The 23,915-nt window shown below is 60.5% G+C and carries 24 protein-coding genes; 15 read left to right on the forward strand and 9 right to left on the reverse strand.

Annotation, left to right across the window (positions count from 1 at the left end; all coding sequences use genetic code 11):
• Positions 1-43 precede the first annotated feature (43 nt).
• Positions 44-955, reverse strand: a complete 912-nt coding sequence (locus K529_RS04250) for an alpha/beta hydrolase family protein (RefSeq protein ID WP_046002476.1) — start codon at positions 953-955, stop codon at positions 44-46.
• 99 nt (positions 956-1,054) lie between these two features.
• Here K529_RS04250 and K529_RS04255 point away from each other — a divergent pair, with 99 nt between their 5' ends.
• Positions 1,055-1,609, forward strand: a complete 555-nt coding sequence (locus tag K529_RS04255; RefSeq protein WP_046002475.1) for a TetR/AcrR family transcriptional regulator — start codon at positions 1,055-1,057, stop codon at positions 1,607-1,609.
• A 60-nt stretch (positions 1,610-1,669) separates the two neighbouring features.
• Here the strand turns inward: K529_RS04255 and K529_RS04260 are convergent, their stop codons facing one another.
• Positions 1,670-3,043 carry an L-serine ammonia-lyase gene (locus K529_RS04260; RefSeq protein ID WP_046002474.1) on the reverse strand — a complete coding sequence of 458 codons (1,374 nt, stop codon included), beginning with the start codon at positions 3,041-3,043 and terminating at the stop codon, positions 1,670-1,672.
• Positions 3,044-3,751, reverse strand: coding sequence for a glutathione S-transferase family protein (locus K529_RS04265; protein ID WP_005648015.1), 708 nt, complete (start codon positions 3,749-3,751; stop codon positions 3,044-3,046). It abuts the gene before it with no gap.
• A gap of 327 nt (positions 3,752-4,078) precedes the next feature.
• Between K529_RS04265 and rpiA the strand changes: the two genes are divergently transcribed.
• Both rpiA and K529_RS04275 read left to right on the forward strand, forming a co-directional pair.
• Positions 4,079-4,867 (forward strand): ribose-5-phosphate isomerase RpiA, encoded by a 789-nt coding sequence (gene rpiA, locus K529_RS04270; protein WP_005619953.1) that lies wholly within the window; start codon positions 4,079-4,081, stop codon positions 4,865-4,867.
• A gap of 153 nt (positions 4,868-5,020) precedes the next feature.
• Positions 5,021-5,707, forward strand: coding sequence for a class I SAM-dependent methyltransferase (locus K529_RS04275; RefSeq protein WP_005619955.1), 687 nt, complete (start codon positions 5,021-5,023; stop codon positions 5,705-5,707).
• Positions 5,708-5,852: 145 nt separating this feature from the next.
• Here the strand turns inward: K529_RS04275 and K529_RS04280 are convergent, their stop codons facing one another.
• Complete coding sequence (locus K529_RS04280; protein WP_005619956.1) at positions 5,853-6,290, reverse strand: PACE efflux transporter; 438 nt, start codon at positions 6,288-6,290, stop codon at positions 5,853-5,855.
• A gap of 289 nt (positions 6,291-6,579) precedes the next feature.
• Here K529_RS04280 and K529_RS04285 point away from each other — a divergent pair, with 289 nt between their 5' ends.
• From K529_RS04285 to K529_RS23795, 7 genes are all read left to right on the forward strand, one after another.
• A complete protein-coding gene (locus tag K529_RS04285) occupies positions 6,580-7,095 on the forward strand; it encodes a hypothetical protein (protein WP_227512310.1) in 516 nt (171 codons plus the stop codon).
• 148 nt (positions 7,096-7,243) lie between these two features.
• Complete coding sequence (gor, locus tag K529_RS04290) at positions 7,244-8,599, forward strand: glutathione-disulfide reductase (RefSeq protein WP_005619959.1); 1,356 nt, start codon at positions 7,244-7,246, stop codon at positions 8,597-8,599.
• A gap of 108 nt (positions 8,600-8,707) precedes the next feature.
• Positions 8,708-9,868 carry an FtsH protease activity modulator HflK gene (hflK, locus tag K529_RS04295; RefSeq protein WP_005619961.1) on the forward strand — a complete coding sequence of 387 codons (1,161 nt, stop codon included), beginning with the start codon at positions 8,708-8,710 and terminating at the stop codon, positions 9,866-9,868.
• A complete protein-coding gene (gene hflC, locus K529_RS04300; RefSeq protein ID WP_005619963.1) occupies positions 9,868-10,752 on the forward strand; it encodes a protease modulator HflC in 885 nt (294 codons plus the stop codon). The genes hflK and hflC overlap by 1 nt, the downstream gene beginning before the upstream one ends.
• A gap of 348 nt (positions 10,753-11,100) precedes the next feature.
• On the forward strand, positions 11,101-12,135 hold the full coding sequence (locus tag K529_RS04305) for a fatty acid desaturase (RefSeq protein WP_005619965.1): 1,035 nt from the start codon (positions 11,101-11,103) through the stop codon (positions 12,133-12,135).
• Between the two features lie 588 nt (positions 12,136-12,723).
• On the forward strand, positions 12,724-14,229 hold the full coding sequence (locus tag K529_RS04310; protein ID WP_005619967.1) for a Do family serine endopeptidase: 1,506 nt from the start codon (positions 12,724-12,726) through the stop codon (positions 14,227-14,229).
• 393 nt (positions 14,230-14,622) lie between these two features.
• A complete protein-coding gene (locus K529_RS23795; protein ID WP_227512311.1) occupies positions 14,623-15,093 on the forward strand; it encodes a hypothetical protein in 471 nt (156 codons plus the stop codon).
• Positions 15,094-15,249: 156 nt separating this feature from the next.
• On the opposite strand, the gene K529_RS04320 is transcribed toward K529_RS23795, so the two are convergent.
• On the reverse strand, positions 15,250-15,918 hold the full coding sequence (locus K529_RS04320; protein WP_009176175.1) for a Crp/Fnr family transcriptional regulator: 669 nt from the start codon (positions 15,916-15,918) through the stop codon (positions 15,250-15,252).
• A 103-nt stretch (positions 15,919-16,021) separates the two neighbouring features.
• A complete protein-coding gene (locus K529_RS04325; RefSeq protein ID WP_046002488.1) occupies positions 16,022-16,468 on the reverse strand; it encodes a peptidoglycan-binding domain-containing protein in 447 nt (148 codons plus the stop codon).
• 402 nt (positions 16,469-16,870) lie between these two features.
• Here K529_RS04325 and K529_RS04330 point away from each other — a divergent pair, with 402 nt between their 5' ends.
• Together K529_RS04330 and K529_RS04335 are read left to right on the forward strand one after the other, a co-directional pair.
• Positions 16,871-17,194 carry a 2Fe-2S iron-sulfur cluster-binding protein gene (locus tag K529_RS04330; RefSeq protein WP_005680878.1) on the forward strand — a complete coding sequence of 108 codons (324 nt, stop codon included), beginning with the start codon at positions 16,871-16,873 and terminating at the stop codon, positions 17,192-17,194.
• On the forward strand, positions 17,194-18,015 hold the full coding sequence (locus K529_RS04335) for an FG-GAP repeat domain-containing protein (RefSeq protein WP_046002472.1): 822 nt from the start codon (positions 17,194-17,196) through the stop codon (positions 18,013-18,015). The genes K529_RS04330 and K529_RS04335 overlap by 1 nt, the downstream gene beginning before the upstream one ends.
• Here the strand turns inward: K529_RS04335 and K529_RS04340 are convergent.
• Both K529_RS04340 and purD read right to left on the reverse strand, forming a co-directional pair.
• Positions 18,012-18,482 carry a GNAT family N-acetyltransferase gene (locus K529_RS04340; protein WP_005676996.1) on the reverse strand — a complete coding sequence of 157 codons (471 nt, stop codon included), beginning with the start codon at positions 18,480-18,482 and terminating at the stop codon, positions 18,012-18,014. The two genes, K529_RS04335 and K529_RS04340, sit on opposite strands and share 4 nt — an antisense overlap.
• A 7-nt stretch (positions 18,483-18,489) precedes the next feature.
• Entirely contained in the window at positions 18,490-19,752 is a 1,263-nt protein-coding gene (purD, locus tag K529_RS04345; RefSeq protein WP_046002471.1) for a phosphoribosylamine--glycine ligase, read from the reverse strand.
• Positions 19,753-19,905: 153 nt separating this feature from the next.
• Between purD and xseA the strand changes: the two genes are divergently transcribed.
• Positions 19,906-21,414, forward strand: coding sequence for an exodeoxyribonuclease VII large subunit (xseA, locus tag K529_RS04350; protein ID WP_046002470.1), 1,509 nt, complete (start codon positions 19,906-19,908; stop codon positions 21,412-21,414).
• A 65-nt stretch (positions 21,415-21,479) separates the two neighbouring features.
• On the opposite strand, the gene K529_RS04355 is transcribed toward xseA, so the two are convergent.
• Positions 21,480-21,893, reverse strand: coding sequence for a hypothetical protein (locus K529_RS04355; protein ID WP_040643763.1), 414 nt, complete (start codon positions 21,891-21,893; stop codon positions 21,480-21,482).
• A gap of 127 nt (positions 21,894-22,020) precedes the next feature.
• On the opposite strand from K529_RS04355, the gene K529_RS04360 reads away from it, so the two are divergent.
• Entirely contained in the window at positions 22,021-22,656 is a 636-nt protein-coding gene (locus K529_RS04360) for a lysoplasmalogenase (RefSeq protein ID WP_046002469.1), read from the forward strand.
• Positions 22,657-22,729: 73 nt separating this feature from the next.
• Positions 22,730-23,896 (forward strand): signal recognition particle-docking protein FtsY, encoded by a 1,167-nt coding sequence (ftsY, locus tag K529_RS04365; RefSeq protein WP_046002468.1) that lies wholly within the window; start codon positions 22,730-22,732, stop codon positions 23,894-23,896.
• The last annotated feature ends 19 nt before the right edge of the window (positions 23,897-23,915 follow it).

Raw genomic sequence — 23,915 nt, forward strand, 5'->3', positions numbered from 1 at the left:
TTGGCAAGTGGTGAATATGTTCAGAAGTTGTGGGCTATAGACGCTATCGCGCCTGCCGCAGAGGCGCTGCGTCGACCTGAGCGGTCTGGTGCAGCAGGAGGTCGTCCCAGGCGGCCTCGTTGCCCGCACCGAGACCCGCTCCGAGACCTGCACCGAGAAAGCTCACATGGCCCAGGTGCTTCAGCCCATAGGTGCCGGGATCAAACATGCGCAATTGGGTGCGGCTGGGCGCGAAATGCGCCGCATACCGCTGAACCGCGACGGGGGGCACGACGACATCATCCGTCGCCACGCACAGCTCCAGTGGTGGATGGGGCGCGTCGAAATCGGGCTGTGGCAGAGACCGGCCAATGTCGCTGGCGAAGAAACCCCGCCGCGTGCACCAGCGGCGCCATTGCCAGTAGACCCCGGCAGGCAGATCCGCGCCAAGCCCGAGCCGCCGTCCCGGCAGGTAGCCCGTCACCGCCGTTGCAAGCGGGCCAAGCAGGAACCAGAAGGCCAGAACCTTGGGCAGGTAGCTCCAGGGGTGATCCCAGTGATGTGTCATCCCGGACCCCAGCGTGATGATCCGTGAAACCCGCGCGGGATAAGTGTGAAACGCAACGCCCAACCCGCCCAACGAATGCCCAAGCACCCAAAGCGGCCCGGTGGGGGCAAGCGCGGCCAGTTTGCGTTGTGCTGCGTCCTGATCGGCAACCGCCCAATCCGCCATGGAGGCGGGGCTGTTGCGGATCGGGCCGCGCAGCGAGTCGCCAAAATCCCGGTAGTCATAGGTCAGGGTGCCAATGCCCCGCTCTGCGGCCCATGCCGCGAAATGACGATAAAACCGCTGCGGCACGCCGGTTGCCCCATGCAGAACCATGGCCGCCTGCATTTGCCCCTGCGCCGGATACCACTGGCCCACAAGCGGGCTGCTGCTGGGGCCAAAGGGGATGGTTTCGGGCGTGGGGGACATGGGGGATCACCTCTGACTGTGTGTAGTCTGACTGGGTGTAGACCAGTCGGTCTAATTGCATGTGTAGACCAATCGGTCCAATGAGGCTATTCCTTTTTCATGACCGCGCCAGATACCCGCATTACACTGATCAAGACCGCCTCACGGCTCTTTCGCCGGAAAGGCTATTCCGGGGTGGGGCTGACCGAGATTCTGACAGAGGCCGGGCTGCCCAAAGGGTCGCTTTATTATCACTTTCCCGGCGGCAAACCCGAATTGGCGGCGGCGGCCACGCGCTGGGCAGGGGCCTGGATCGAGGCTTTGGTGCAGCGGTCCTTTGAAGGGGCAGAGACGTTCGAAGAGGGCGCGCAGGTAGCGTGCCGGGATCTGGCGGCCACATTGGCGCAGGTCGACCACATCGAGGCCTGCCCGGTGCTGAGCGTGTTGCAGGCGGCCTCGGACACGCCTTTGCTGCAAGAGGCGGTGCAGGAGGTCTATGCCAGCTGGACCGAGGGTCTGGCGCGCGAGGCGCGGCGGCTCAATCGGGCAGAGCCGGATGCGGCGGCCTATGCGCTGCATATTCGCCTGCAAGGGGCCTGGGTGATGGCCTATGCGCAGCAATCCCAGCAGCCGCTGTTGCGACTGGCGGATGAGATCGGCGCGGGCATTGGCTGAGTGAACGCCACCAAAGGGGCTGCGCCACCCGCTGGACGGATGGCGCACCTGTTTGCGGGTTCAGCAGTTGGGCACGTTCACCGCAAGGCCACCGAGGGAGGTTTCCTTATATTTTTCATGCATGTCGGCCCCGGTCTGGCGCATGGTCTCAATGACTGCGTCCAGCGGCACAAAGTGCTGCCCGTCGCCGCGCAGCGCCAGGGAGGCCGCCGAAACCGCCTTGATCGCGCCAAGGCCGTTGCGCTCGATGCAGGGCACCTGCACCAGACCTTTGACCGGATCGCAGGTCATGCCGAGGTGGTGTTCCAGCGCAATTTCGGCCGCGTTTTCCACCTGTTCCGGCGTGCCGCCCATCACCGCGCAGAGCCCCGCCGCCGCCATGGCAGAGGCCGATCCGACCTCGGCCTGACAGCCTGCCTCGGCCCCGGAAATCGAGGCGTTGTATTTGACCAACCCGCCGATGGCGGCGGCGGTCAGCAGGAAATCCTCGATGTGTTTTTCCGATGCGCCGGGGACATGATCGAGGTAGTAGCGCAGCACCGCAGGCAGCACACCCGCCGCGCCATTGGTGGGGGCGGTTACCACCTGACCCCCGGCGGCGTTTTCCTCGTTCACGGCCATGGCGTAAACGCTCATCCAGTCGTTGATGGTGTGCGGCGCGGTCAGGTTCATGCCACGCTCGGCCATCAGGGAATCATAGATGCCCTTGGCGCGGCGACGCACGCTCAGGCCACCGGGCAGGATGCCGTCGCGCTCCAGCCCGCGGTTGATGCAATCGTTCATCACCTGCCACAGGCGCTGGGTGCCCTTGGCGAGGCTTTCCTCGCAGCCGCGCGAGACCTCATTGGCGCGTTTCATCTGGGCAATCGTGAGGCGGGAGGTTTTCGCCATCTCCAGCATCTCGATGGCGGATTTGAACGGGTAGGGGATCGGGTCACCCTCATCCGTGGCCTTGCCCTGCGCCAGTTCTTCCTCCGTGAGCACAAAGCCCCCGCCGACCGAGTAATACACCTGCCGCAGTGTCACATCACCCTGCGCGTCGGTCGCCATCAGCACCATGCCATTGGCGTGGCCGGGCAGCGCGTGATCATAATCAAAGATCATATCCGCCTTGGGATCAAACTGCAGGGTGCCAAGATCATCAAGCACAATGGTCTTGGTGGCATTGATGGCTGCAAGCGTGTCTTCGGCTTTGTCGTTATCATAGGTGTCGGGCAGAAAACCCGCGAGGCCGAGAATGGTGGCGCGGTCGGTGGCGTGACCGACGCCGGTGAAGGCGAGCGAGCCATGCAGCGAGGCGCGCAGGCCGCGAAACTCAAACGGCGAGGCGCGCATCATGTCAAGAAAGCGCGCGGCGGCCACCATCGGGCCCATGGTGTGCGAGGAGGACGGGCCGATGCCGACCTTGAACATGTCAAAAACGGAGAGGAACATTTAGGTGGCTGATCCTTCTGGAGGGATGGCGAATGTTGGGGCGGTGAAGGGCGTCGGTCCGAGCCCTTCGGCGATTTGTGCGGCCTTTGTGCTGTTGCGCGCCTCGGCCCGGCGGCACATCTCAGAAAGCGCGGGGTAGGCGGAGAGCTCAAACCATGGGGTTTGCGCGGTCTCTGCGTAGAGTTTGGTCCACCGCAACAGACAGGGCAGGTAAAGGTCAAGGAGCGTCGGCTGGTCTTTGCCGGTGAGGGCCGGGGTAACTGCCAGCGCGGCGTCAACCATGCGCAGGTGATCCTGCAAGCGCAGACGGAGCATCTGACGCAGTTGCGCGTGATGTGACGGATCGGAGCCGATATATTTCTCCGGGTAGAAATACTGGCGCAAGTCGACGTGCAAGGTGTTCGAGCACCAAAACAGCCACGTCAAAAAGCGCCCGCGTTCAGCAGATTCGGGCACGGGGGCGAGACGCGCGGCCTGATCCGAGAGCCACAGCAAGATGGCCGCAGTTTCAAACAGCGCTCCATCCGGTGTTTCCAGAACCGGGATGGTGCCATTGGGGTTGAGGCGTAGATACTCCGGCGCGCGCTGGGCCCGTTGGCTGCGGTTCACCAGGATTGTCTCATAGGGCAGGCCAAGCTCTTCCAGCGCCAGTCGCACGATGAGCGAGGCATTGTCGGGCGCATAGTGAAGGCGAAGCGGTGTGGTCATGCAGAGATCTTAGGTCCGTGCGGGGTGAAGTGAGCGATTGAAACCGACGTTTCCGATAGGAAACGCGCTGGTGTAACCTATGATTTTGACGCCGCTTTGCAACCAATCAGTTGCGATCGATCTCATCACTGTTCTTTTCGGGGCGGAGGAGAGGTGTTTCGCTTCGGGTGCCCCGAAGCGACCAGCGCCGCGCCTGCCTGTCGGCAGGCGCGGCGCGCGCAGATCGCCCCTCGCGTGGGCCACATAAACCGCCTATAAAGATCGCGCAGGCCATTGGTTTTTGCCACCAAGGTCCGCCACATCATAAAGCGCGGAGGTCTATATCCCATGAGCGGCGAGCTATCCCCCATCGACAAAGCCAAATTTGTGGCTGCCAAACGTGCGGCTGAGCTGGTTGAGGACGGCATGCGCGTGGGGCTCGGGACCGGGTCCACTGCCGCATGGCTGGTGCGCTGTCTGGGTGAGATGGTGCGCGAGGATGGGTTGAAGATCACCGGTGTGCCCACCTCTGCCCGCACGGCGGAACTGGCGCGTGAAGTGGGGATTGAGGTGATCACTCTCGACGAGGCGCGTTGGCTGGATCTGACCATCGACGGTGCGGATGAGTTCGACGGCGATCTGAACCTCATCAAAGGCGGCGGCGGCGCGCTGTTGCAGGAAAAGATCGTTGCGACTGCGTCCGATCAGATGGTGGTGATTGCCGATAAGGCCAAGGAGGTCGAAATGCTCGGGGCGTTTCCGCTGCCCATCGAGGTGATCCCGTTTGGCTGGCAGACCTCGCAGGCCCTGGTCGAGGAGACGCTGATCTCGATGGATGTGATGGGGCGCAGCTCGACGCTTCGGATGAATGGGGCCAGCCCCTATGTAACCGATGAGGGAAACCATATCCTTGATCTTCATCTCAACCGCATTGGCAATCCGCGGCAATTGGCGTTGGTTCTCAACCAGATACCGGGAGTTGTTGAGAATGGGTTGTTTATCGACATCTGCGACACGGTGGTGATCGGCTATGGTGACGGCAAGGTCGAGGTGCGCGACATCAATGAAGGCACCATCGAGACCGACCGGATTGATTTTGTCGAGACGGACAATCTGTTTGCGGATTTGGGGGAGTAACCCCTCACTAATAGCAGTTTAGTGACAGCCGCCCTGTTCGGGGCGTCAAGAGTGGTGAGGATTTTCCGACAGTCTTAGGAGAATGTTCTCTTTTTGCGGGCAAGCATGGGGCCGAAGAGAAGAAGACCGTCTTGTGAAACAAGGAAGTAAACCGTGCGACAAGAACAGGAACAGCTGAATGTCACCGCCAACAAGCTGGTGAGCGAACTGGTGAGCGGGGCCGTGAAGCTGCATCAGGCGCGTGTGCAGACGCAAATCGACAATATCCCCAACTATAAGCTGGGTAAGGAAAATATTGCGGGTTGCCAGTTGGTTTTGGACCGCGAAGAGCTGTTAAAACGCCTGCCAAGCGGTGGTGTCGTTGCGGAACTTGGCGTGGATCAGGGGGGCTTTAGCGCCGCCATTCTGGAACATAATGCGCCATCTCAATTGCATCTCGTCGATATCTGGGGGGATGCGCGGTATCACGAGGGAAAGGCCCAAGGGGTGTTTGCGAAATTCAGCGAGGAGCTGGAAATCGGGAAGGTCGCGATCACGCGCGCGCTTTCGCTGGATGCGGTGGATGCTTTTGCGGATGAGACCTTTGACTGGATCTACATCGATACCGACCACAGCTATGCCACGACCATTGCTGAGCTGCGCGCCTGGGCACCCAAAGTGAAGGCGAATGGCTTTATCGCAGGCCATGATTACACGATGGGTAATTTTGCCACCGGCTACAAATACGGAGTGGTAGAAGCCGTCGCAGAGTTCTGCGTCCAAAATGGCTGGAAACTCTCGTATCTGACCGCCGATTACAATGAGAGCAACAGTTTTGCCATCAGCCGGATCATGAATTGAGGCGGTGATTGTTGCCGCGCCGATCTCGGTGCGCAGACCTGCCGTCATGTCGTCAAAGCCGCCCTGTTTGGGGCGGCTTTTGTATGAGAGGTTCTGAGCCTATCCGACCCAGATGCCGGGAAGCATGAGACGAGGCGTCAGCGGGTTAGTGGCTTTGTGCCGCTTTTTGCCATTCCGGCAATGGGAACAGCCGATCATAGGCCCAGTTAAAGCCAAAGGCGTAGACCATATAAAACAGCGCAAAAGACACATCCATCACAAAGGCCTGCAAGAGCGAAATCTGCAGATACCACGCGATGAACGGCATCAGCACAATGAGCAGCCCGCCCTCAAATAGAACCGCATGCAGAACGCGGAGTTTGGGCGTCTTTAGCGTGCTGCCGCGCCAGCGCTGCAAGAGCGCGTCAAAGCCGTAATTGTAGATCAGATTCCACAGGGTGGCGAGGGTGGCGCTGACGATGCCAACGGCACCGATATCATGGACGGGAAACTGAAACACCACAGCCCCAAGGGGGATGATCAGCAACAGGGCGATGATCTCAAAACTCAGGGCGTGGCGGATACGATCAAGGGGGGAACGCATGGGCGACCTCATCTTCACGGTCGGGTCGTCCCGAGGCAAAATCAACGGCTGTACCATCGTGGTGGAGCCATTGGCGGGGTCGTCCCCAACGGATCGCAATCTGGGAGTGCAGCGGATATTTTTCAAGCCCCGGTGCGGCGTTGCATGTCAGCTATGCGCCTTGACAGGGCGATGCAAAAACTCGCAGGTGAGTGCTTATTGAATATATGTTGTTTGCAATCTGGACTTGACGCCGATGTATTCTGTGAAGCCTGATCAGCACGATGGATCACCCACCGCAGATGTCCCGATGAGGGACCGGCTCCCCTATTGGGGCATGCTTCTTCTGGCGCTCACAACTCCGCCGGTTTTGACCTTCCTTCTGCCCGAGAGTATCCTCGCGCGGTTCTCCGGACCTGAATACCTGCGTGATATCTGGAGCGTTGGGAGCTTTGTGACGATCTTGGCGCTGAGCTCTGAAAGCTCGTGGAACGATCGCTTTTTGCGGGTGAACGCCTGGGGCATACATTACGGGAGAACGTACTCGCGGGGGAGCGTCTGGGGTATATATCGGGCGAGGAAGGAAGGAACGGTCAACGCGCTGCGCTGGGCGGATGTCGTGTCTGTCACCTACTTTCCAAAGAGTATGCTCACAGGTTATGCGCGGCTGCGCGTGCGGGCACAGGTGCCGCTGGGGGCGCGCTACGATCTGACCTTTAAAACTGTGTCCCTTGATCCGAAATGTGCAAATCCAGCCGATCCTGAGGTCGCACGGGTGCAGTTGGCTCTGGATCGGTACTGGCCTGAGTGGCGCGGGGGAAACTAGTGCGCGAGGCGTTCACGCCTCTTTCACGGTTTCGCGACATGAACGCCTGCATGTGTTTGAAATGCCATGTCGCACCCCCACTTGCGAGACTGGCAATTCACCGCGCGCTGTGGGATACCTCGCGCAAGTCATAAGAAGGGCGACGAGTATGAGCTTTGATTACGATCTATTTGTTATCGGGGGCGGTTCCGGCGGCGTGCGCGCGGCGCGTGTTGCCGCCGCAGGGGGCGCGTCGGTGGCGCTCGCCGAAGAGGATCGCTATGGCGGGACCTGCGTCATCCGGGGCTGTGTGCCCAAAAAGCTGATGGTCTTTGCCTCCGAGTATTCCGGCATGGTCGAGGATGGCCGTGCTTACGGCTGGGATCTGGACAACAAAGGCTTCAGTTGGGACCACTTCAAGGGCAAGCTCAACGCGGAGCTGGACCGGTTGGAAGGGATCTATCGCAACCTGTTGAAAAACTCCGGCGTGGAGAGCTTTGATGCGCGTGCGAAACTGGCGGATGCCCACACGGTTGCGCTCTCGGATGGCACCACAAAAACCGCAAAGCACATCCTGATTGCCACCGGTGGCCGTCCTTGGGTGCCGGAGTTTCCGGGATCGGAACTCGCGATCACCTCGAACGAGATGTTCCATCTGGAAAAGCTCCCCGAGAGCATTCTGATCGTGGGCGGCGGTTATATCGCCTCCGAGTTTGCGGGCATCATGAACGGGCTTGGCGTCAAGACCACGCAATACTATCGCGGCGAGCAGATCCTGCGCGGCTTTGACAATGAGGCGCGCGGTTTGGTGGCTGAGGAGATGATCCAGTCGGGCATCGATTTGCAGCTTGGCAACAACGTGGCCGAGATGCAGCGTGAGGGCGACAAGATCCGCGTGACCGCCACCAATGGCGATGTGACCCTGTTCGATCAGGTGATGTTTGCAACCGGTCGCAAACCCAATGCCGACAACCTCGGGCTGGAAGAACTGGGTATCGCGCGTGGCAAGGGCGGCGAGATCAAGGTGGATCAATACAGCCAGACCGCTGTGCCGTCGGTCTATGCGATCGGTGACGTGACCGACCGGGTGAACCTGACGCCGGTGGCGATCCGCGAGGGCATGGCTTTTGTGGAAACCGTGTTCAACGGCAACCCCACCAGCCCCGATCACGAATTGATCTCGACCGCGATCTTTACGCAGCCAGAAATGGGCACCATTGGTCTGAGCGAAGAAGATGCCGCCAAAGAGGAAACGATTGAGGTCTATTCGACCTCGTTCAAACCGATGCAGCAGAGCTTTGCCGGGCGGGCGCAAAAAGTACTGATGAAGCTGATTGTCAGCCAGACCAGCCGCAAGGTGCTGGGTTGTCATATTGTCGCACCCGGTGCGGGCGAGATGATCCAGCTTGCCGGGATTGCCGTCAAAATGGGGGCGACCAAGGAAGATTTCGACCGCACCGTCGCGGTTCATCCGACCATGTCGGAAGAATTGGTGACGCTGAAGACACCGGTGCGGACGGTATAACACATAAACAAAGTTTGGTGGCGGCGCAGATCTTGAATTTCAGCGCCGTGACCACAGGTTAGTGGGCAATATCCGCCGATGCGGCGGGGAGAGATGGATAGGAGACTTATGGCTGGGAACAGTGGTGGCCCCTGGGGGGGCGGCGGTTCCTCCGGCGGCGGAGGCAACCGGGGAAATAATGGCGGTGGCAACGGAGGCGGCGGTGGCCGTCGTCCCGATGATGGCCAGATCCCCGAGATCGACGAGCTGGTGAAAAAGGGCCAAGAGCAGTTGCGCGTCCTGATGGGCGGACGTGGCGGCAGCGGTGGCAACGGGCAGGGACCACAGGGCGGTGGCTCTGGCGGTAACCCCTTGTTTACCAAGGGCGGCCTGATGTTGGGCGCTGTGGCGGCCGTCTTCCTGTGGGGCTACAACAGCTTTTACACAGTGAAGACAGAAGAGAAATCCGTCGAGCTGTTCCTCGGCGAGTTTTCTTCCGTGGGCAATCCGGGTCTGAACTTTGCTCCATGGCCTGTGGTCACCTATGAGGTGGTTCCGGTCAGCGTCGAACAAACCGAGAGCATTGGTGCAGGTGCACGCGGTTCCGATGCGGGGCTGATGCTGACAGGTGATGAGAACATTATCGACGTCGATTTCCAGGTGGTCTGGAATATCAACGAACCAGATAAGTTTTTGTTCAATCTGCGCGACCCAAAAGCGACGATTCAGGCGGTTTCTGAATCGGCGATGCGCGAGATTATCGCTCAGTCGCAGCTTGCGCCGATCTTGAACCGTGACCGTGGTATCATTTCGCAGCGCCTCGAAGAGCTGATCCAGTCGACGCTGGACAGCTATGATGCGGGTGTGAATATCGTCCGGGTCAACTTTGACGGGGCAGACCCGCCAGAACCGGTAAAAGACGCCTTCCGCGATGTGCAATCCGCTGGTCAGGAACGGGACCGTCTGGAAAAGCAGGCTGACGCCTATGCCAACCGCAAACTGGCATCTGCCCGTGGTCAGGCCGCACAAACGCTCGAAGAAGCAGAAGCTTACCGCGCGCAGGTTGTGAACCAAGCGCAGGGTGAGGCGTCTCGCTTCACGGCCGTTTTGTCGGAATATGAAAAAGCACCGGAAGTGACGCGCAAGCGCCTCTATCTGGAGACGATGGAAGACGTGCTGAGCCGCGTGGATAAGATCATCCTTGACGACAATGCCGGTGGCGAAAGTGGACAAGGCGTAGTGCCTTATCTGCCGCTCAATGAAATCCGTCGTTCGGGAGGAAGCAACTGATGAACCGTTCTGTTATTCTTCTCGTCCTTCTGGGCGCTATTGTCGTGGGCGCGCTGTCGTCGATCTTTATCGTGGACGAGCGTGAAAAGGCGCTGGTGATGCGCTTTGGTCGTGTCGTCAACGTGCAGGAAGAGCCCGGTTTGGCGTTCAAACTGCCCTTCGTGGATGAGGTCGTGAAATACGATGACCGTATCCTCAGCCTTGAGGTGGGTCCGCTCGAAGTCACCCCGCTGGATGACCGTCGTCTGGTGGTTGACGCCTTCGCACGCTACCGCATCACCGATGTGCGTCGCTTCCGCGAAGCGGTCGGCGTTGGCAACGTCGGCGCGGCCGAAAGCCGTCTCGACAACATCATGCGCGACCAGACCCGCGAGGTCTTGGGTACTGTGAGCTCCAACGACATTCTGTCGTCTGACCGAGCTGCACTGATGCTGCGTATCCGCAACGGGGCTATCGCTCAGGCGCAGGCTCTGGGTCTTGAGGTGATCGACGTGCGCCTGAAACGCACCGACCTGCCGCAAGCCAACCTTGAGGCGACCTTTGCGCGTATGCGGGCAGAGCGGGAACGCGAAGCCGCAGACGAGATCGCGCGCGGTGAAGAAGCCGCGCAGCGTGTCCGTGCGCAGGCGGATCGTACCGAGGTCGAGCTGGTCTCCGAAGCCGAACGCGAAGCCGAGGTCATCCGCGGTGAAGCGGATGCGGAACGCAACAATATCTTTGCCGAGGCTTATGGTGCGGACCCGGAATTCTTTGAATTCTACCGCAGCCTGACCGCCTATGCGCGTTCGCTGCAGGGCGGAAACTCCTCAATGGTGCTGTCGCCGAACAATGAGTTCTTCAACTACCTGAAGTCCTCTGAGGGTGCGAACCGCGCAACAGAGTAAATCTGGCAACGGATAAACACGAAAAGGCCACTCGAAGGGGTGGCCTTTTTTCATTGTGACTGCGTGTATTCGCGCATGGCATTATGGCTGCGATCAGGATAGTGAGGCATTTCCCCATGTGATCACGTTCAGAGAACCTGTGTTCAGTGGTCATAGGCGGGTTTGAGCCCACGGTGCCCGGCCTGAGTCTGGTGCCCGGATTGGGTCGCGCTCGGGCTGCGACTACGTTGGTCAGATCCCGGCCCTAACATATGAAGCGTCCGAGATGTGCAGCGAACGGTATTCACATTTGCCAGTAGGGCTCGATCGTTTAGAGAGACCTCCAACGACAACAAGAGATGCATGGTAATGAGCAACCTTCCACCTGCGCCCGAGGGGCGACCTGGTATCCACGCTGCAAAAGACTGGGTTCGGATCCTTGCCGAATACCGTGAACCCTACGGCCTTCGAAGCTGGACGGAAGTGGCCATCACCTTGGGGCCATTTATCATGCTTTGGGCCGCCGCATGGTGGTCACTTTCCTACAGTTATTGGCTTGCGTTCGCCATCTCGGTCTTTAACGCGGCGTTTCTCCTTCGTCTCTTTGCGATTCAACATGATTGTGGGCACGGAGCTTTCCTCAAGAACCGCGTTTCAGGCGATTGGCTTGGGCGGGTGATTGGAGTTCTTACGCTGACACCTTATGACGTCTGGAAGCGCTCGCACTCCATTCACCATAATTCCGCCGGCAATCTTGGGCGGCGCGGCATAGGTGACATCACCACACTGACTGTTGCGGAATATCGCGACCTTTCCCCGATAAAGTGCCTCATGTATCGTCTGTACCGCCATCCGCTCGTTTTGTTCGGACTGGCACCGGGCTATCTGTTCTTGCTTCAGAACCGCGTGCCACTGGGCTTTATGAAGAGCGGAAAATATTGGTTTAGCGCCATGAGCACAAATGCGGTGTTATTGGTCGCGTTGTCCGTGATTGTGTATTTCGGCGGTCTGATGCCAATTCTGCTTATTTTCCTGCCTTCGACACTGCTGGCAGCGACCGCCGGTGTCTGGCTGTTCTACGTCCAGCATCAATTCGAAAATACCCATTGGGAAGCAGAAGAGGATTGGCAGTTGCATGAGGCCGCCCTGCACGGAAGCTCTCACTATGTGATGCCACCTATCTTGCAATGGTTTACCGCGAATATTGGCATTCATCACGTGCATCACCTATACAGTCGCATCCCATTCTATCGTTTGCCGGAAGTTTTGCGTGATCACGATGCGTTGGCCGAGGGCAACAGAATGACGATCCGTGAGAGTCTGGCCAACGCCCGGTTGCACCTTTGGAATGAGGAGACAAAAACGCTCTTGTCCTTCGCAAGCGCGCGGGCGTTGAAGGAATAGTGAGATATCAGGGTGTTTGAACTTTCCAAGCCGATGTAATGGTGCTTTTTTTCAAGTAGCGCGGTTGGCGCCGAGACTACTTTCTCTTGTGGTGCAGGTTTCCAACAAGGCTCCGAAGTTGCGTTTGCCGCGCAGGTCCGCAATGCGATTAGCGACCGCAGCATATGGACCCGGAAATGATCGATGTCGCGCCCGACGCAAACGCCGGGTTCATCCGCCCCCTCCGAGCGCCCGACATGCGCGTGGCGAAAGGGGCTGACGTTCTTCTCCGTGCTGAGGCAGATGATTTTCTGGGCCTCACACACTCCGGCTAAATCAGTGCTATGCTGCAATGACAGATCACTCATCGCCCACCTGTTGCGCTCTGGTCGCGGTCGCGAAACCTTCACTGGCCTTCACGTCGAATTGAGGTGACCGCGAGCCCCATTGCGGCTGCGCGCGGAGTGGCTACATTAAGGACACAGTTTTCCCACCCCAACGCGTCGCGCTTGGCTATATGTCAGGTGCCGCGCCTGAGGCACGGGTTCGCCCTTTCCCCTTATATGCGGGGGCGGGCGGAGACAGAGTTGACAGGCCAATTCAAGGAGTATGTCCGTGCATCCAATCACATCACCTAAGGCATTGAGCCGTGAGCACGCCCATAATGGCGCGCAGAGCGGCTGGCGTCTGTTCTGGATCGCAGTCCTCGGGACCGCGCTTCTGGTCATGCAGTCGCTCTCGGCGGCCGCCCGCCCCGAAAGTCTCGCACCGCTGGCAGAGAAAGTCAGCCCGGCTGTCGTGAATATCACCACCTCGACCGTGGTTGAGGGCCGCACCGGACCGCAAGGTATCGTGCCCGAAGGGTCCCCGTTTGAGGATTTCTTCCGCGAATTCCAAGATCGCAATGGCGGCGGCGACCGTCCGCGCCGCTCCTCTGCGCTGGGGTCCGGTTTTGTGATCTCTGAGGATGGCTATATCGTCACCAACAACCACGTGATTGATGGCGCAGATGAGATCGAGATCGAGTTCTTCCCCGGTGATGGCCAGCCCGCAGATCTGCTGCCTGCGACCGTTGTTGGCACTGACCCCAACACCGACATCGCGCTGTTGAAAGTGGATGCGCCGATGCCGCTGAAGTTTGTCAAATTCGGCGACAGCGACACTGCCCGCGTTGGCGACTGGGTGGTTGCGATGGGCAACCCGCTGGGGCAGGGCTTCTCGCTCTCGGCTGGCATTGTCTCGGCGCGCAACCGGGCGCTGTCGGGGTCTTATGACGACTACATTCAGACCGATGCAGCGATCAACAGAGGCAACTCCGGGGGGCCGCTGTTCAACATGGATGGCGAAGTGGTCGGCGTGAACACCGCGATCCTGTCCCCGAACGGTGGCTCCATTGGGATCGGGTTCTCCATGGCGTCCAATGTTGTGACCAAAGTGGTCGGCCAGTTGAAGGAATTCGGCGAGACCCGTCGCGGCTGGCTCGGCGTGCGCATTCAGGATGTGACCGACGATCTGGCCGAGGCCATTGGTCTGGCCAATGACGAAGGCGTGCTGATCACCGATGTCCCCGAAGGCCCCGCCAAAGAAGCAGGTCTGCTGGCGCGTGACGTGATCACCAGCTTTGACGGTTTTGAGGTCAAGGACACCCGTGATCTGGTGCGCCGTGTGGGCGACACCGAGGTCGGCAAGACCGTGCGTGTGGTGGTGTTCCGTGACGGCAAGACCGAGACCCTGCGCGTGACGCTTGGCCGCCGCGAAGATGCGGTTGGCAACAACGCAGGCGCTGAGTCTGGCGAGGCGATCCCGGATGAGGGCGAAAAAGAACTGCTTGGCCTGACGGTTGGTGTAGTGCGCGACGACATGCGCGAGGATCTGAACCTTGATGCGGGCACCACCGGACTGGTGATCCTGTCGGTGGATGAAACCTCTGGCGCATGGGAAAAAGGTCTGCGCGCCGGTGACGTGATCACCGAAGCCGGGCAGAACAAACTGTCCTCTATTGCGGATCTGGAAGCACAGATCGCGGCTGCCGAAGAAGGGGGGCGCAAGTCGATCTTCCTGATGGTGCGCCGGGGGGGCGAGCCGCGCTTTGTGGCGCTGAACCTCGAAGAGTAAGACGGCGTGCCCCGGCCTGGGGCATGTCAGCACAACCTCAGCGGCCGGCCCCAACGGGTCGGCCGTTTTGATTTTCTGGGGGCGTCTGTGAAACCAAAAGAGCCATGTGTCGGGCGGACACATGGCTCACGATGGGACGGACGATCATTGGGATGGATAGGAGAATGACCGCCTTAAGGCCCTTATGGCAGAGGCTGTGAAGGCGGACTGTGAAACAGGTCACATTCGCGGGATTTTTTTGATGTCGGGGGGAGGTGTTTGCGTGGACTGTGGCGAGAGGTGGTTTGTGGGCCAAAGCGCCAATGGCTGCGCTTCGCAAGTCTGGCAGTTTTCTCGGTTGGTGTGTTGCAGTAGTTAAGGTGCTGGAACAAATATAGCCGTTGGGGAGAGACAGTGCCTTCACTCATTACATTTTTGATGTCTTGGCTTTTGGCTTTCAGTGTTACGTTAGCTGGCTCAGCGACATCCGCGCAAAATCAGCAATCAATCCCCGGCGTGTTTTTCGGGTTCGACTTTGTTTTGCAACCTTTGGCCATCAAGTGGGCTTGCGGAGGCCAAAGAGAACAAGACTTGTCCCAAATTCAAATGCTTGTTTCTGCTTTTCCTGAAGATGCAGAACGAGCAGAACTGAAACCGATAGTCGCGGCGCTTAGCAAAATGGCCTCAGGATCGGAAAGCCTGTCACGAATTCTCGGCGCTGAGTTGAACGATCAGCAAGTCGAACAATTATGCGCGGTGGCTCGATCGTTGAACATCGATTGGCTTACCCCTGAAGTCCTTGTCATGGCTGACGAAAGCGGAAGACCTGAAGAACAAGAAAAGGCATGGGCGGGCTTTTTTGCGGTCGTCGAAGGTTTTCAATAGCTTCGGGGTCTAAGTCTGAGCAGACATTCAATTTGCTTTGGCCAAGGGTCGGTTGCAGCTTCGACATGCGTGTCCGCTCAGTTCTACGTAACCGAGAGGTCTGGTCCCACGACGAGAAACACAGAAGTCTGCGACAGATGGCGGGTGAGGGGAGGCTCAGATACCTTCGGGATCGGCAAGAACCGCGAGGCCGCCGCGGTCTTTTAGTTGCAACCCGCCGCGGCTGATGTCGATCAGGCCTGCCTTGCGCCAATTTGACAGGGTTTTTGAGACCGCTTCACGGGTGGCGCCGACAAATTCCGCCAGTTCCGACTGCGACAGGCTCAACTGGCCATTGCCATCTGCGGGCGTGAGATAAAGAAGTTTGCGCGCCAGCCGCACCGGCATCGGCAGGAACACCTGCTCATTGAGTTGGGTGTTCATCCAGCGCATGCGTTGCCCGGCGAGTTTCAGCATATCGCCCGCAAGCTCGGGGTGCTTGGTCAGCTGCGCCAGCACATCGCGGTGCCGCAGGCGGCGCAGGTGGCTGGGTTCGGCGGCGGTGGCTGTGGCTGTGCGCTCGCCGGGATCAAACATCGCAATCTCGCCAAAGATCGCACCGGGGCGCATCATATCCAGCGAGAGCTTGCGCCCCGCCGCCGAGAGCGTGGAAATCTCCAGTGCGCCCGAGATGATCGCATAAAGGGCGTCGCCCTCATCACCACGTTCAAACAGAACATCCCCGGTATCGAGGTGCACATCAGTGGCCTGACTGTCCAGCATGGCCCTGAGACGCTCCGAGGCTCCGAACAGGAAGCTGGAGGCAGGGAGGGGAGCGGCGGCCATAATGGATCTCCGAGGGGTATATGTTGGGTGTCGGCTTTGCGGGTTTTAAGCGGCAATAGGCGTTCACGCAAGCTTGCACATGGATTGTCGAATGTTTGCGGTGTCAGTCAGCGAGTTCCACCGCGCTGAGGCCCAGACTGCGGGCGGCGCGCAGCGACAGCGTTTGACTGTCGATCCCCAGCTCTTGTTGATAGCGGCGAATGGCGGCGCGGGTCTGGGTATTCAGCGTGGCCGTGATCAGCCCATCATAAAGACCACGGGCCGCCAGAGCACGCTGCAGCGATGAGATATAGTCTGGTGTCAACTCATCGGGGCAGAGGGTCTGGAAATAGGACTCCTCGCGCGGGCGGGTGATTTCCTGCCGGGTTTCTGTGGCAAAAACCGCAGGCTTGGTGATCGTGCCATCCGCAGAGGTCTCAGCCTCGGAGATCATGACCTGTTCCGTGATGGTTTCGATACGGGCCGGGATGATCACCGACTCCCAGCATGTGCCGGGCGGCGCGCCGGGGGGCGCGGAACGTCCGACCCGTTCAAAGGGGGCAGGGGCCATGCACCCCGCAAGCAGGCCGACACTGACGGCGATGGGCGCGAGTCGCCGCACGGATGGGCCTGCCGCGGACAAGGCAAGAATCCGCACCAAAGGCAGGCGGAAGGCAGACCGCCGCCAAAAAGCGGCAGGAAGCTGAGGCTGCGGGGCGGGCATTTGCTCTGACAGGTCCTTGGTCTTGGGGCCCGGAATCTGGTGGCACTTCGGCGGCGTCCCGGTTCGCGGCGATGCTAGACGAATTTTACACGCAGGCAAAGGTTGTATCAGGTGCTGCACGCGCGGGGCAAATGTAGAACAGGCCGTTGGAAATGACATGCGACGCGAGGGATGTGTCAGATGGGGCTGGAACGGCGCGAGCGTGATCGCTACACACGTTATCGAGTACCGAAAAAGGGAAGACGGATCATGGCAAAAATCACCTACATCGAGCACAACGGGACCGAACATGTGGTCGACGTCGCCAACGGGCTGACCGTGATGGAAGGTGCACGTGACAACAACATTCCGGGGATTGAGGCCGATTGCGGCGGGGCCTGCGCCTGTTCCACATGTCATGTCTATATTGCGCCGGACTGGGTGGAAAAACTGCCTGCAAAGGACGACATGGAAGAGGACATGCTGGATTTCGCTTTTGAGCCGGATGCCGCGCGGTCGCGCCTGACCTGCCAGATCAAGGTCACCGATGCGCTGGATGGTCTGGTGGTTCACATGCCCGAAAAGCAGATCTGATGGCGGGTGGGGGCAGGGCGCGGCGTCCTCGGGCGCGTGTGCAGCCCCCATCCATACGCCGCGCGGCGCAAACGTTCTGTGTGTCGCTGGCGGTGCTGGCGAGTGCGGCAGCCGGCTCCGCGCGCGAAAACTGGCGTGTTCTGAGCGCCGAATTTTCCGAGCCGACCACCCGATATGGCCACGCAGTCTTAGGCGATGACGTGGAATACGGCAGCCTGTTGATCCACGTAGATACTGGCGGGTCCGGGGCGTTGAGCTTTAATGCTGTCCAGCAGAAGGCCCGTTTTGAAGTGCGCCTGCCGCTGACCCGTGTGTTCGAGGATCTGGAGCCGCGCCTGTGGGATGTGACAGGGGACGGTTTGCCCGAGGTGGTGGTCATTGAAACCGATGTGGAAAAAGGCGCGCAGCTGGCGATTTACGACGCTGAGGGCCAAAAACTCGCTCAGACCCCTCATATTGGTCAGCGTAATCGCTGGCTTGCCCCTATTGGGGCGGCGGATCTGGATGGGGACGGCAATATCGAGATCGCCTATATCGACCGCCCACATCTGGCCAAGACACTGCGGATCTGGCGCTATGAGGGGCGAAAGCTGGTAGAGGTCGCATCCCTCAAAGGGCTGACCAATCACCGGGTCGGGCAGGATTTCATCACCTCTGGAATTCGCGATTGCGGACAAGGGCCCGAAATCATTACCGTCGATGCCGACTGGTCACGTATTGTCGCCTCGCGTCTGAAAGATGGCACTGTGACGCGCCGCGACATTGCTCGCTTTGACAAAAACGCCGGTCCGATCTCTGCGCTGGCCTGCAAGGCGGATTAGCAGACCTCCCGGCGCATCGTCACGGAGGTGGGTCGCTCATACCCCGCATGGGCGGTGGTGCCGCTGCGGGTAAATCCCAGCCGGGCGAATGTGACGTGGTTTTCCACCAGTTCGACCCGCGTCTGCAATTCCACGGCACTGAGACCCAAGGCCCGCGCGCGCCTGACCGCATGCTCAATGAGATGACGTGCCAGCCCCTGTCCGCGCTGATCCTCGGACACCGCGAGCTTGCCCAGATAAAGCACGTCGGCGCGCGGTGTCAGCACCACTGAGGCAACCACAGGCGCGCCGATTGCCCAGACCTCGCCTGCCTCGGCTTGTGCGGCAAGTGCGTCCAACGTGAGGTGATGCATGGAGGAGGGCGGATCAATCCGCCCGTCCATATAGGCAAAGCTGCGCCGGATCAGGTCCAGAACCTCCTGCAAGTGCGGGCTGTTCGGGGGGATCTGAACCGGCGCGACAATCATGGCCGGATCAGAGCGCGCGCCAGCCGATGTCGCGCCGCACAAAGCCCTCGGGCCAGTCGATCTGATCCACCATTGCATAGGCGCGGTCGCGGGCCTCCGTGAGGCTGTCGCCGCGTGCCGTCACATTGAGTACCCGACCACCATTGGCGAGGATCTTGTCGCCCTCGGCCTTGGTGCCAGCGTGAAACACCATGTTCATGCTGTCCTCGGGCAGAGCGGCGAGGCCTTTGATCTCGCTGCCCTTCTGGTAGTCGCCGGGATAGCCATTGGCGGCCATCACCACGGTGATCGCGTGGTCCTCCGCCCAGTTGACGCGAGCGTCCGCAAGGCGTCCCTCGGCGGCGGCCTGCATCAGGTCCAGCGCCTGCGCGCCAAGGCGCATCATCAGCACCTGACATTCGGGATCACCAAAGCGGACGTTATACTCCACCAGACGCGGCTGGCCGTCCTTGATCATCAGACCGGCGTAAAGCACGCCTTGGTAGGGCATGCCGCGCTCGGCCATCACCCGCATGGTGGGTTTGACGATCTCTTCCATGGCTTTGGCCTCAACCTCGGCGCTCAGGATTGGGGCGGGTGAATAGGCCCCCATGCCGCCGGTATTGGGGCCGGTGTCGCCTTCGCCGACGCGCTTGTGGTCCTGCGCGGTGCCGATGGACAGGATCTCCTCGCCATCACAGAGCACAAAGAGCGATGCCTCTTCGCCTTCCATGAATTCCTCGATGACAACCTCTGCGCCCGCCCCACCAAAGGCACCGCCGAACATGTCGTCGATGGCATCGAGCGCTGTCTGATCGTCCATCGCCACGATCACGCCTTTGCCTGCGGCCAGACCATCGGCCTTGACCACAATGGGCGCGCCGTTTGCACGGACATGTGCCTTGGCGGCCTCGGCATCGGTGAAATGGCCATACCCCGCAGTGGGGGCATTGGCCGCGTCGCAGATCTCTTTGGTAAAGCTTTTGGAGGCCTCCAGCCGGGCGGCGGCCTCAGAGGGGCCAAAGACCAGAATGCCGGCATCGCGCAGGCGGTCCGCCACACCAGCGGCCAGCGGGGCCTCGGGGCCGACGATCACAAAATCAATGGCGTTTTCCTCGGCAAAGGTCACAACCGCACCGCCATCCTCGGCATTGAGGCTGGCGCAGTCCGCGATCTTGGCGATGCCCGCATTGCCCGGCGCCACGATAAGCCGGTCGCATTTGGGGTTCTGCATCACCGCCCAGGCAAGTGCATGTTCCCGCCCGCCGCTGCCGAGGATGAGGATATTCATGAGCCATTCTCCGATCTGCTTGGCCTTGGTTGATGCGCGTTCTATGCTGTGTGCGACGTATAAACAAGAACGCCCTTGCCGGGGTTTCCCTCCGGTGGCAGGTGTCAGAGCAGCCAGATCCAATCACAGATCAAACCGGAGCCTGAAATTCCCATGTCCGACCTCCTTGATGATCCCTCTCCGGGCCAGAACGCACCAGAGTTTTCTGTCTCCGAGATCTCCGGCGAGATTAAAAAAACACTCGAAGGCAGCTTTGGCCGCGTCCGGGTGCGCGGCGAGGTCGGGCGGGTGTTCAAGGCACGCTCCGGGCATCTTTATTACGACATCAAAGATGACCGCTCGGTGCTGGCCTGCACCACGTGGAAAGGTCAGGTTTCGGGCCTCTCCGTGGTGCCCGAAGAGGGGCTGGAGGTGGTTGTCACCGGGCGGCTCACGGCCTTTGGCGGGCAATCCAAATACAATATGAACGTCGACGAGGTTGCGGTTGCGGGGCAGGGCGCGCTGATGGCGCTCTTGGAAAAACGCAAGGCGCAACTGGCCTCAGAGGGGCTGTTTGCACCGGAGCGCAAGAAACCGCTGCCGTATCTGCCGCAGATCATCGGGGTGGTAACCTCGCCTTCAGGGGCGGTGATCCGCGATATTCTGCATCGGCTGCGGGACCGGTTTCCGCGCAAGGTTCTGGTCTGGCCCGTGGCGGTTCAGGGCAGCAATTGCGCGCCCGAGGTGGCCCGCGCCATCGACGGCTTCAATAACCTCAGCCCCGGCGGTGCCTTGCCCCGGCCCGACCTGATTATAGTGGCCCGTGGGGGCGGCTCGATCGAGGATCTGTGGGGCTTTAACGAGGAAATCGTTGCCCGTGCGGTTGCCGCCAGTCAGATCCCGCTGATCTCTGCCGTCGGGCATGAGACGGACACGACGCTGATTGACTATGTTTCTGACCTGCGTGCGCCCACGCCAACCGCGGCGGCGGAACATGCGGTTCCGGTGCGGCTTGAACTCTTGGGATGGGTCGAAAACCAGGGCGCGCGTATGGCCAATGCCACCAGCCGCGCGGTGCAGCTGCGCCGCCAGCGGCTGGGCGATGTGGCTCGCGCATTGCCGCGCCCGGATACGCTGCTGGAAACCCCGCGCCAGCGGCTGGACCGGGTGTCAGACCGTCTGCCCAATGCGCTGATTTCGGGCGTGCAGCGGCGCAAACTTACGCTCAGCGAGCGCGCAGCCTCTCTGCGGCCCGCCACTCTGCGCAGCCTCGTTGAGGCACGCAAGGACCGTCTGAAGAACCTGTCGTCACGCCTCACGCTTCGCCCGATCCAGCAGGACACGGCGCGCAAACGCGACGCGCTCGACCGGATCAGCAAGCGCCTCAATGCCGCGCAAACCAGCCGGATCGAGCGCCAAAAGGATCGCCTGTCGGCAACTGCACGCCAATTGGAGATCCTGAGCTACAAGGCCACCCTGAGCCGTGGCTATGCGGTGGTGCGTGATGGGGATGCGCTGGTCACCAATACGGCCGACGCGCGCGCAGCGGCTGCGCTCTCGATCGAATTTGCGGATGGCACGGTGGAGATCGGCGCCAGCGCAGCTGCACCAAAGAAAACCGCGTCCAAACCAGCCACGCCCAAGTCGCCCAAAACACCGGGAGAGCAAGGCTCGCTGTTCTGACGCCCCATCTCTTCTAACTCAAAATATCCCGGAGCGCGAGGCAGAGCCTCGCATCCCTCAGGGCCTCAGACCCCGACCTCAGGGCCGAGGCAGACCATCTCGTCACGAGGGCGTTTTTGTTCGGTCAGCGTCAGCGCCGGACCCGTGTCGCGTTCAATGGTGACGCTCAGGCCGGTGCCGTCGATCTGATAGCTCCAGCACTGCGCATCGGGGCGATCCTCATAGATAAAGCAGATGTCGCCCGCCTGCATATACCATTCGCCCTCGATGCAGCGCCCATCGAGAAAGGACCAGATCACGCGCTGGCCCGGTAGGTAGCGTTCCGCCCCATAGGGTTGACCTTCCCAGTCAAAATGAATGGTGCGGCCCTGTGTGTAGCTGTCAAAACGCTCGGTATCAGTGGCTTTTACAGCTCCGGAAAACCCAAGGCACAATCCCAGCGCCAAGGCAGGTACAATCTGTGAAGGTGATGCAAACATGAACTCACCATGGCGTATGTTGGCGGCTGCGCCAAGAGGGCACTGCGCGGCAAGGTGGCGCAAGGTCAGTTTTGACCTTCTACAACGCCCGGCGCAACCTGCCGCAAGATCGCAGGGGAGGCAACATATGACCACAAACATGATTGGGCTTTTGGGGGCAGGAGTTTTGGCGCTGGGGTATCTCTGTCTGGTACATGCCCGAGAAAGCTGGGGACGGTCTGCCTTAAAAACCGGTGCGGTTTTCATCCTGGCGCTGATGGCTGTACTCAAAATGCCACTCCTCGCCGTGGCGCTGGGGCTCTGTGCCTTGGGCGATCTAGCCCTGTCGCGCCCGGGAGAGCGCGCGTTTCTGGCAGGTGTCGCCAGTTTCGCCGCTGGGCATCTGGCCTATGTCTGGCTGTTTTTGTCGCTGCCGGGGTCAGACCCTATGCGGCTGGCAACTGCGCCTATGCTCTGGGCCGTGTTGTTGCTGTTTCTGATCGCCATCGGGATGGCGCGGATGCTGGCGCGTCATGCGGGCGAGATGCGTGTGGCGGTGCTTTTGTATGTGCCAGTGATCGTTGCGATGGCGCTGGCGGGGTTCACCTTGCCCCAGCCGCTGATCTGGGGCGCGGCGGTGATGTTCATGCTGTCCGATATGGTTCTGGCGGTGGAGACCTTTGTGCTGCCGCCCGCGCACCGCGCACGCCGCCTGACCGCACCAACGGTCTGGGTGCTCTACTGGGGCGCGCAGGCCCTGTTTTTCGCGGTGCTTCTCTTGTGAAACATCTCATTGCGCTTTGCATCCCGCGCCAAAGCGCATTAGGTGAAGGTCAAACGACCCTGCGGAGACCCAGATGGCGCTTTTTTCAAAGCTCAAGGAACGGTTGCTGAAATCCTCATCCCGCCTCGGCAAGGAGGTGGATGCGATTGTGGAAGAAGGGGCCGTGACCCCGGACCCCGCAGCGGAGACCAGCCCGGACCCCGCGCCTGTTCAAGAGACGCAGCCTCCGGCAGAGACGACACCAGTTCCAGCCGACGCAACCCCCGCCGATACACCGGCGGCAGGGGCGTCTACCGTTGCACCTGACCCCATTGTTCCGCCCGCCCCTGCTCCGCATGTGGAGGCATCCAGACCGGGCCTATTGGGTCGGCTCATGGGGCGCGGCAAAGCGTCCGAGCCGCGTCGGGTGCTGGATGACGATATGCTGGAAAGCCTTGAGGAGATGCTGATTGCCTCCGATATGGGGGTCGATACAGCGCTGCGGGTGACCGCGAATATCGCCGAAGGCCGCATGGGGCGCCGGGTGTCGGGCCGCGAGATCCGAGAGCTTCTGGCGCAGGAAATCGCCCGCGTGATGGAGCCTGTGGCACGTCCGATGCCGCTTTATCCGTCCAAACCGCAAGTGGTGCTGGTGGTTGGCGTCAATGGTTCTGGCAAGACCACCACCATCGGCAAGCTCGCCAGCCAGTTCCGCGCAGCAGGGAAATCCGTGGTGATTGCCGCAGGTGATACATTCCGCGCCGCCGCCGTGGAGCAGCTGCAAGTCTGGGGCGACCGCGCCGGTGTGCCGGTGCTGACCGCGCCCGAAGGATCAGATCCCGCGAGCCTTGCCTTTGATGCGATGACCAAGGCCGAGGCCGATGGTGCGGACCTCTTGATGATCGACACCGCCGGACGTCTGCAAAACCGCGCCGACCTGATGGAAGAGCTGGCAAAGATCGTGCGTGTCATTCGCAAGAAAGATCCCGAAGCCCCGCACAACACGCTCTTGGTGCTGGATGCCACCACCGGACAAAACGCGCTCTCGCAGGTGGAAACCTTCCGCCAGCTTGCGGATGTTTCAGGGCTGGTGATGACCAAGCTCGACGGCACCGCCAAGGGCGGCGTTCTGGTGGCGCTTGCGGATAAATTCGGCCTGCCGATCCATGCCATTGGCGTGGGCGAGCAAATTGACGATCTTGCGCCCTTTGACCCCGAGGAGTTCGCCGCCGCGCTCACCGGGCTCGAAGACGGGGTTTGAAGACGGGGTTTGAAGACGG

It is taken from the genome of Tritonibacter mobilis F1926 (assembly GCF_000376545.2).
In the GTDB taxonomy this organism is placed as follows: domain Bacteria; phylum Pseudomonadota; class Alphaproteobacteria; order Rhodobacterales; family Rhodobacteraceae; genus Epibacterium; species Epibacterium mobile.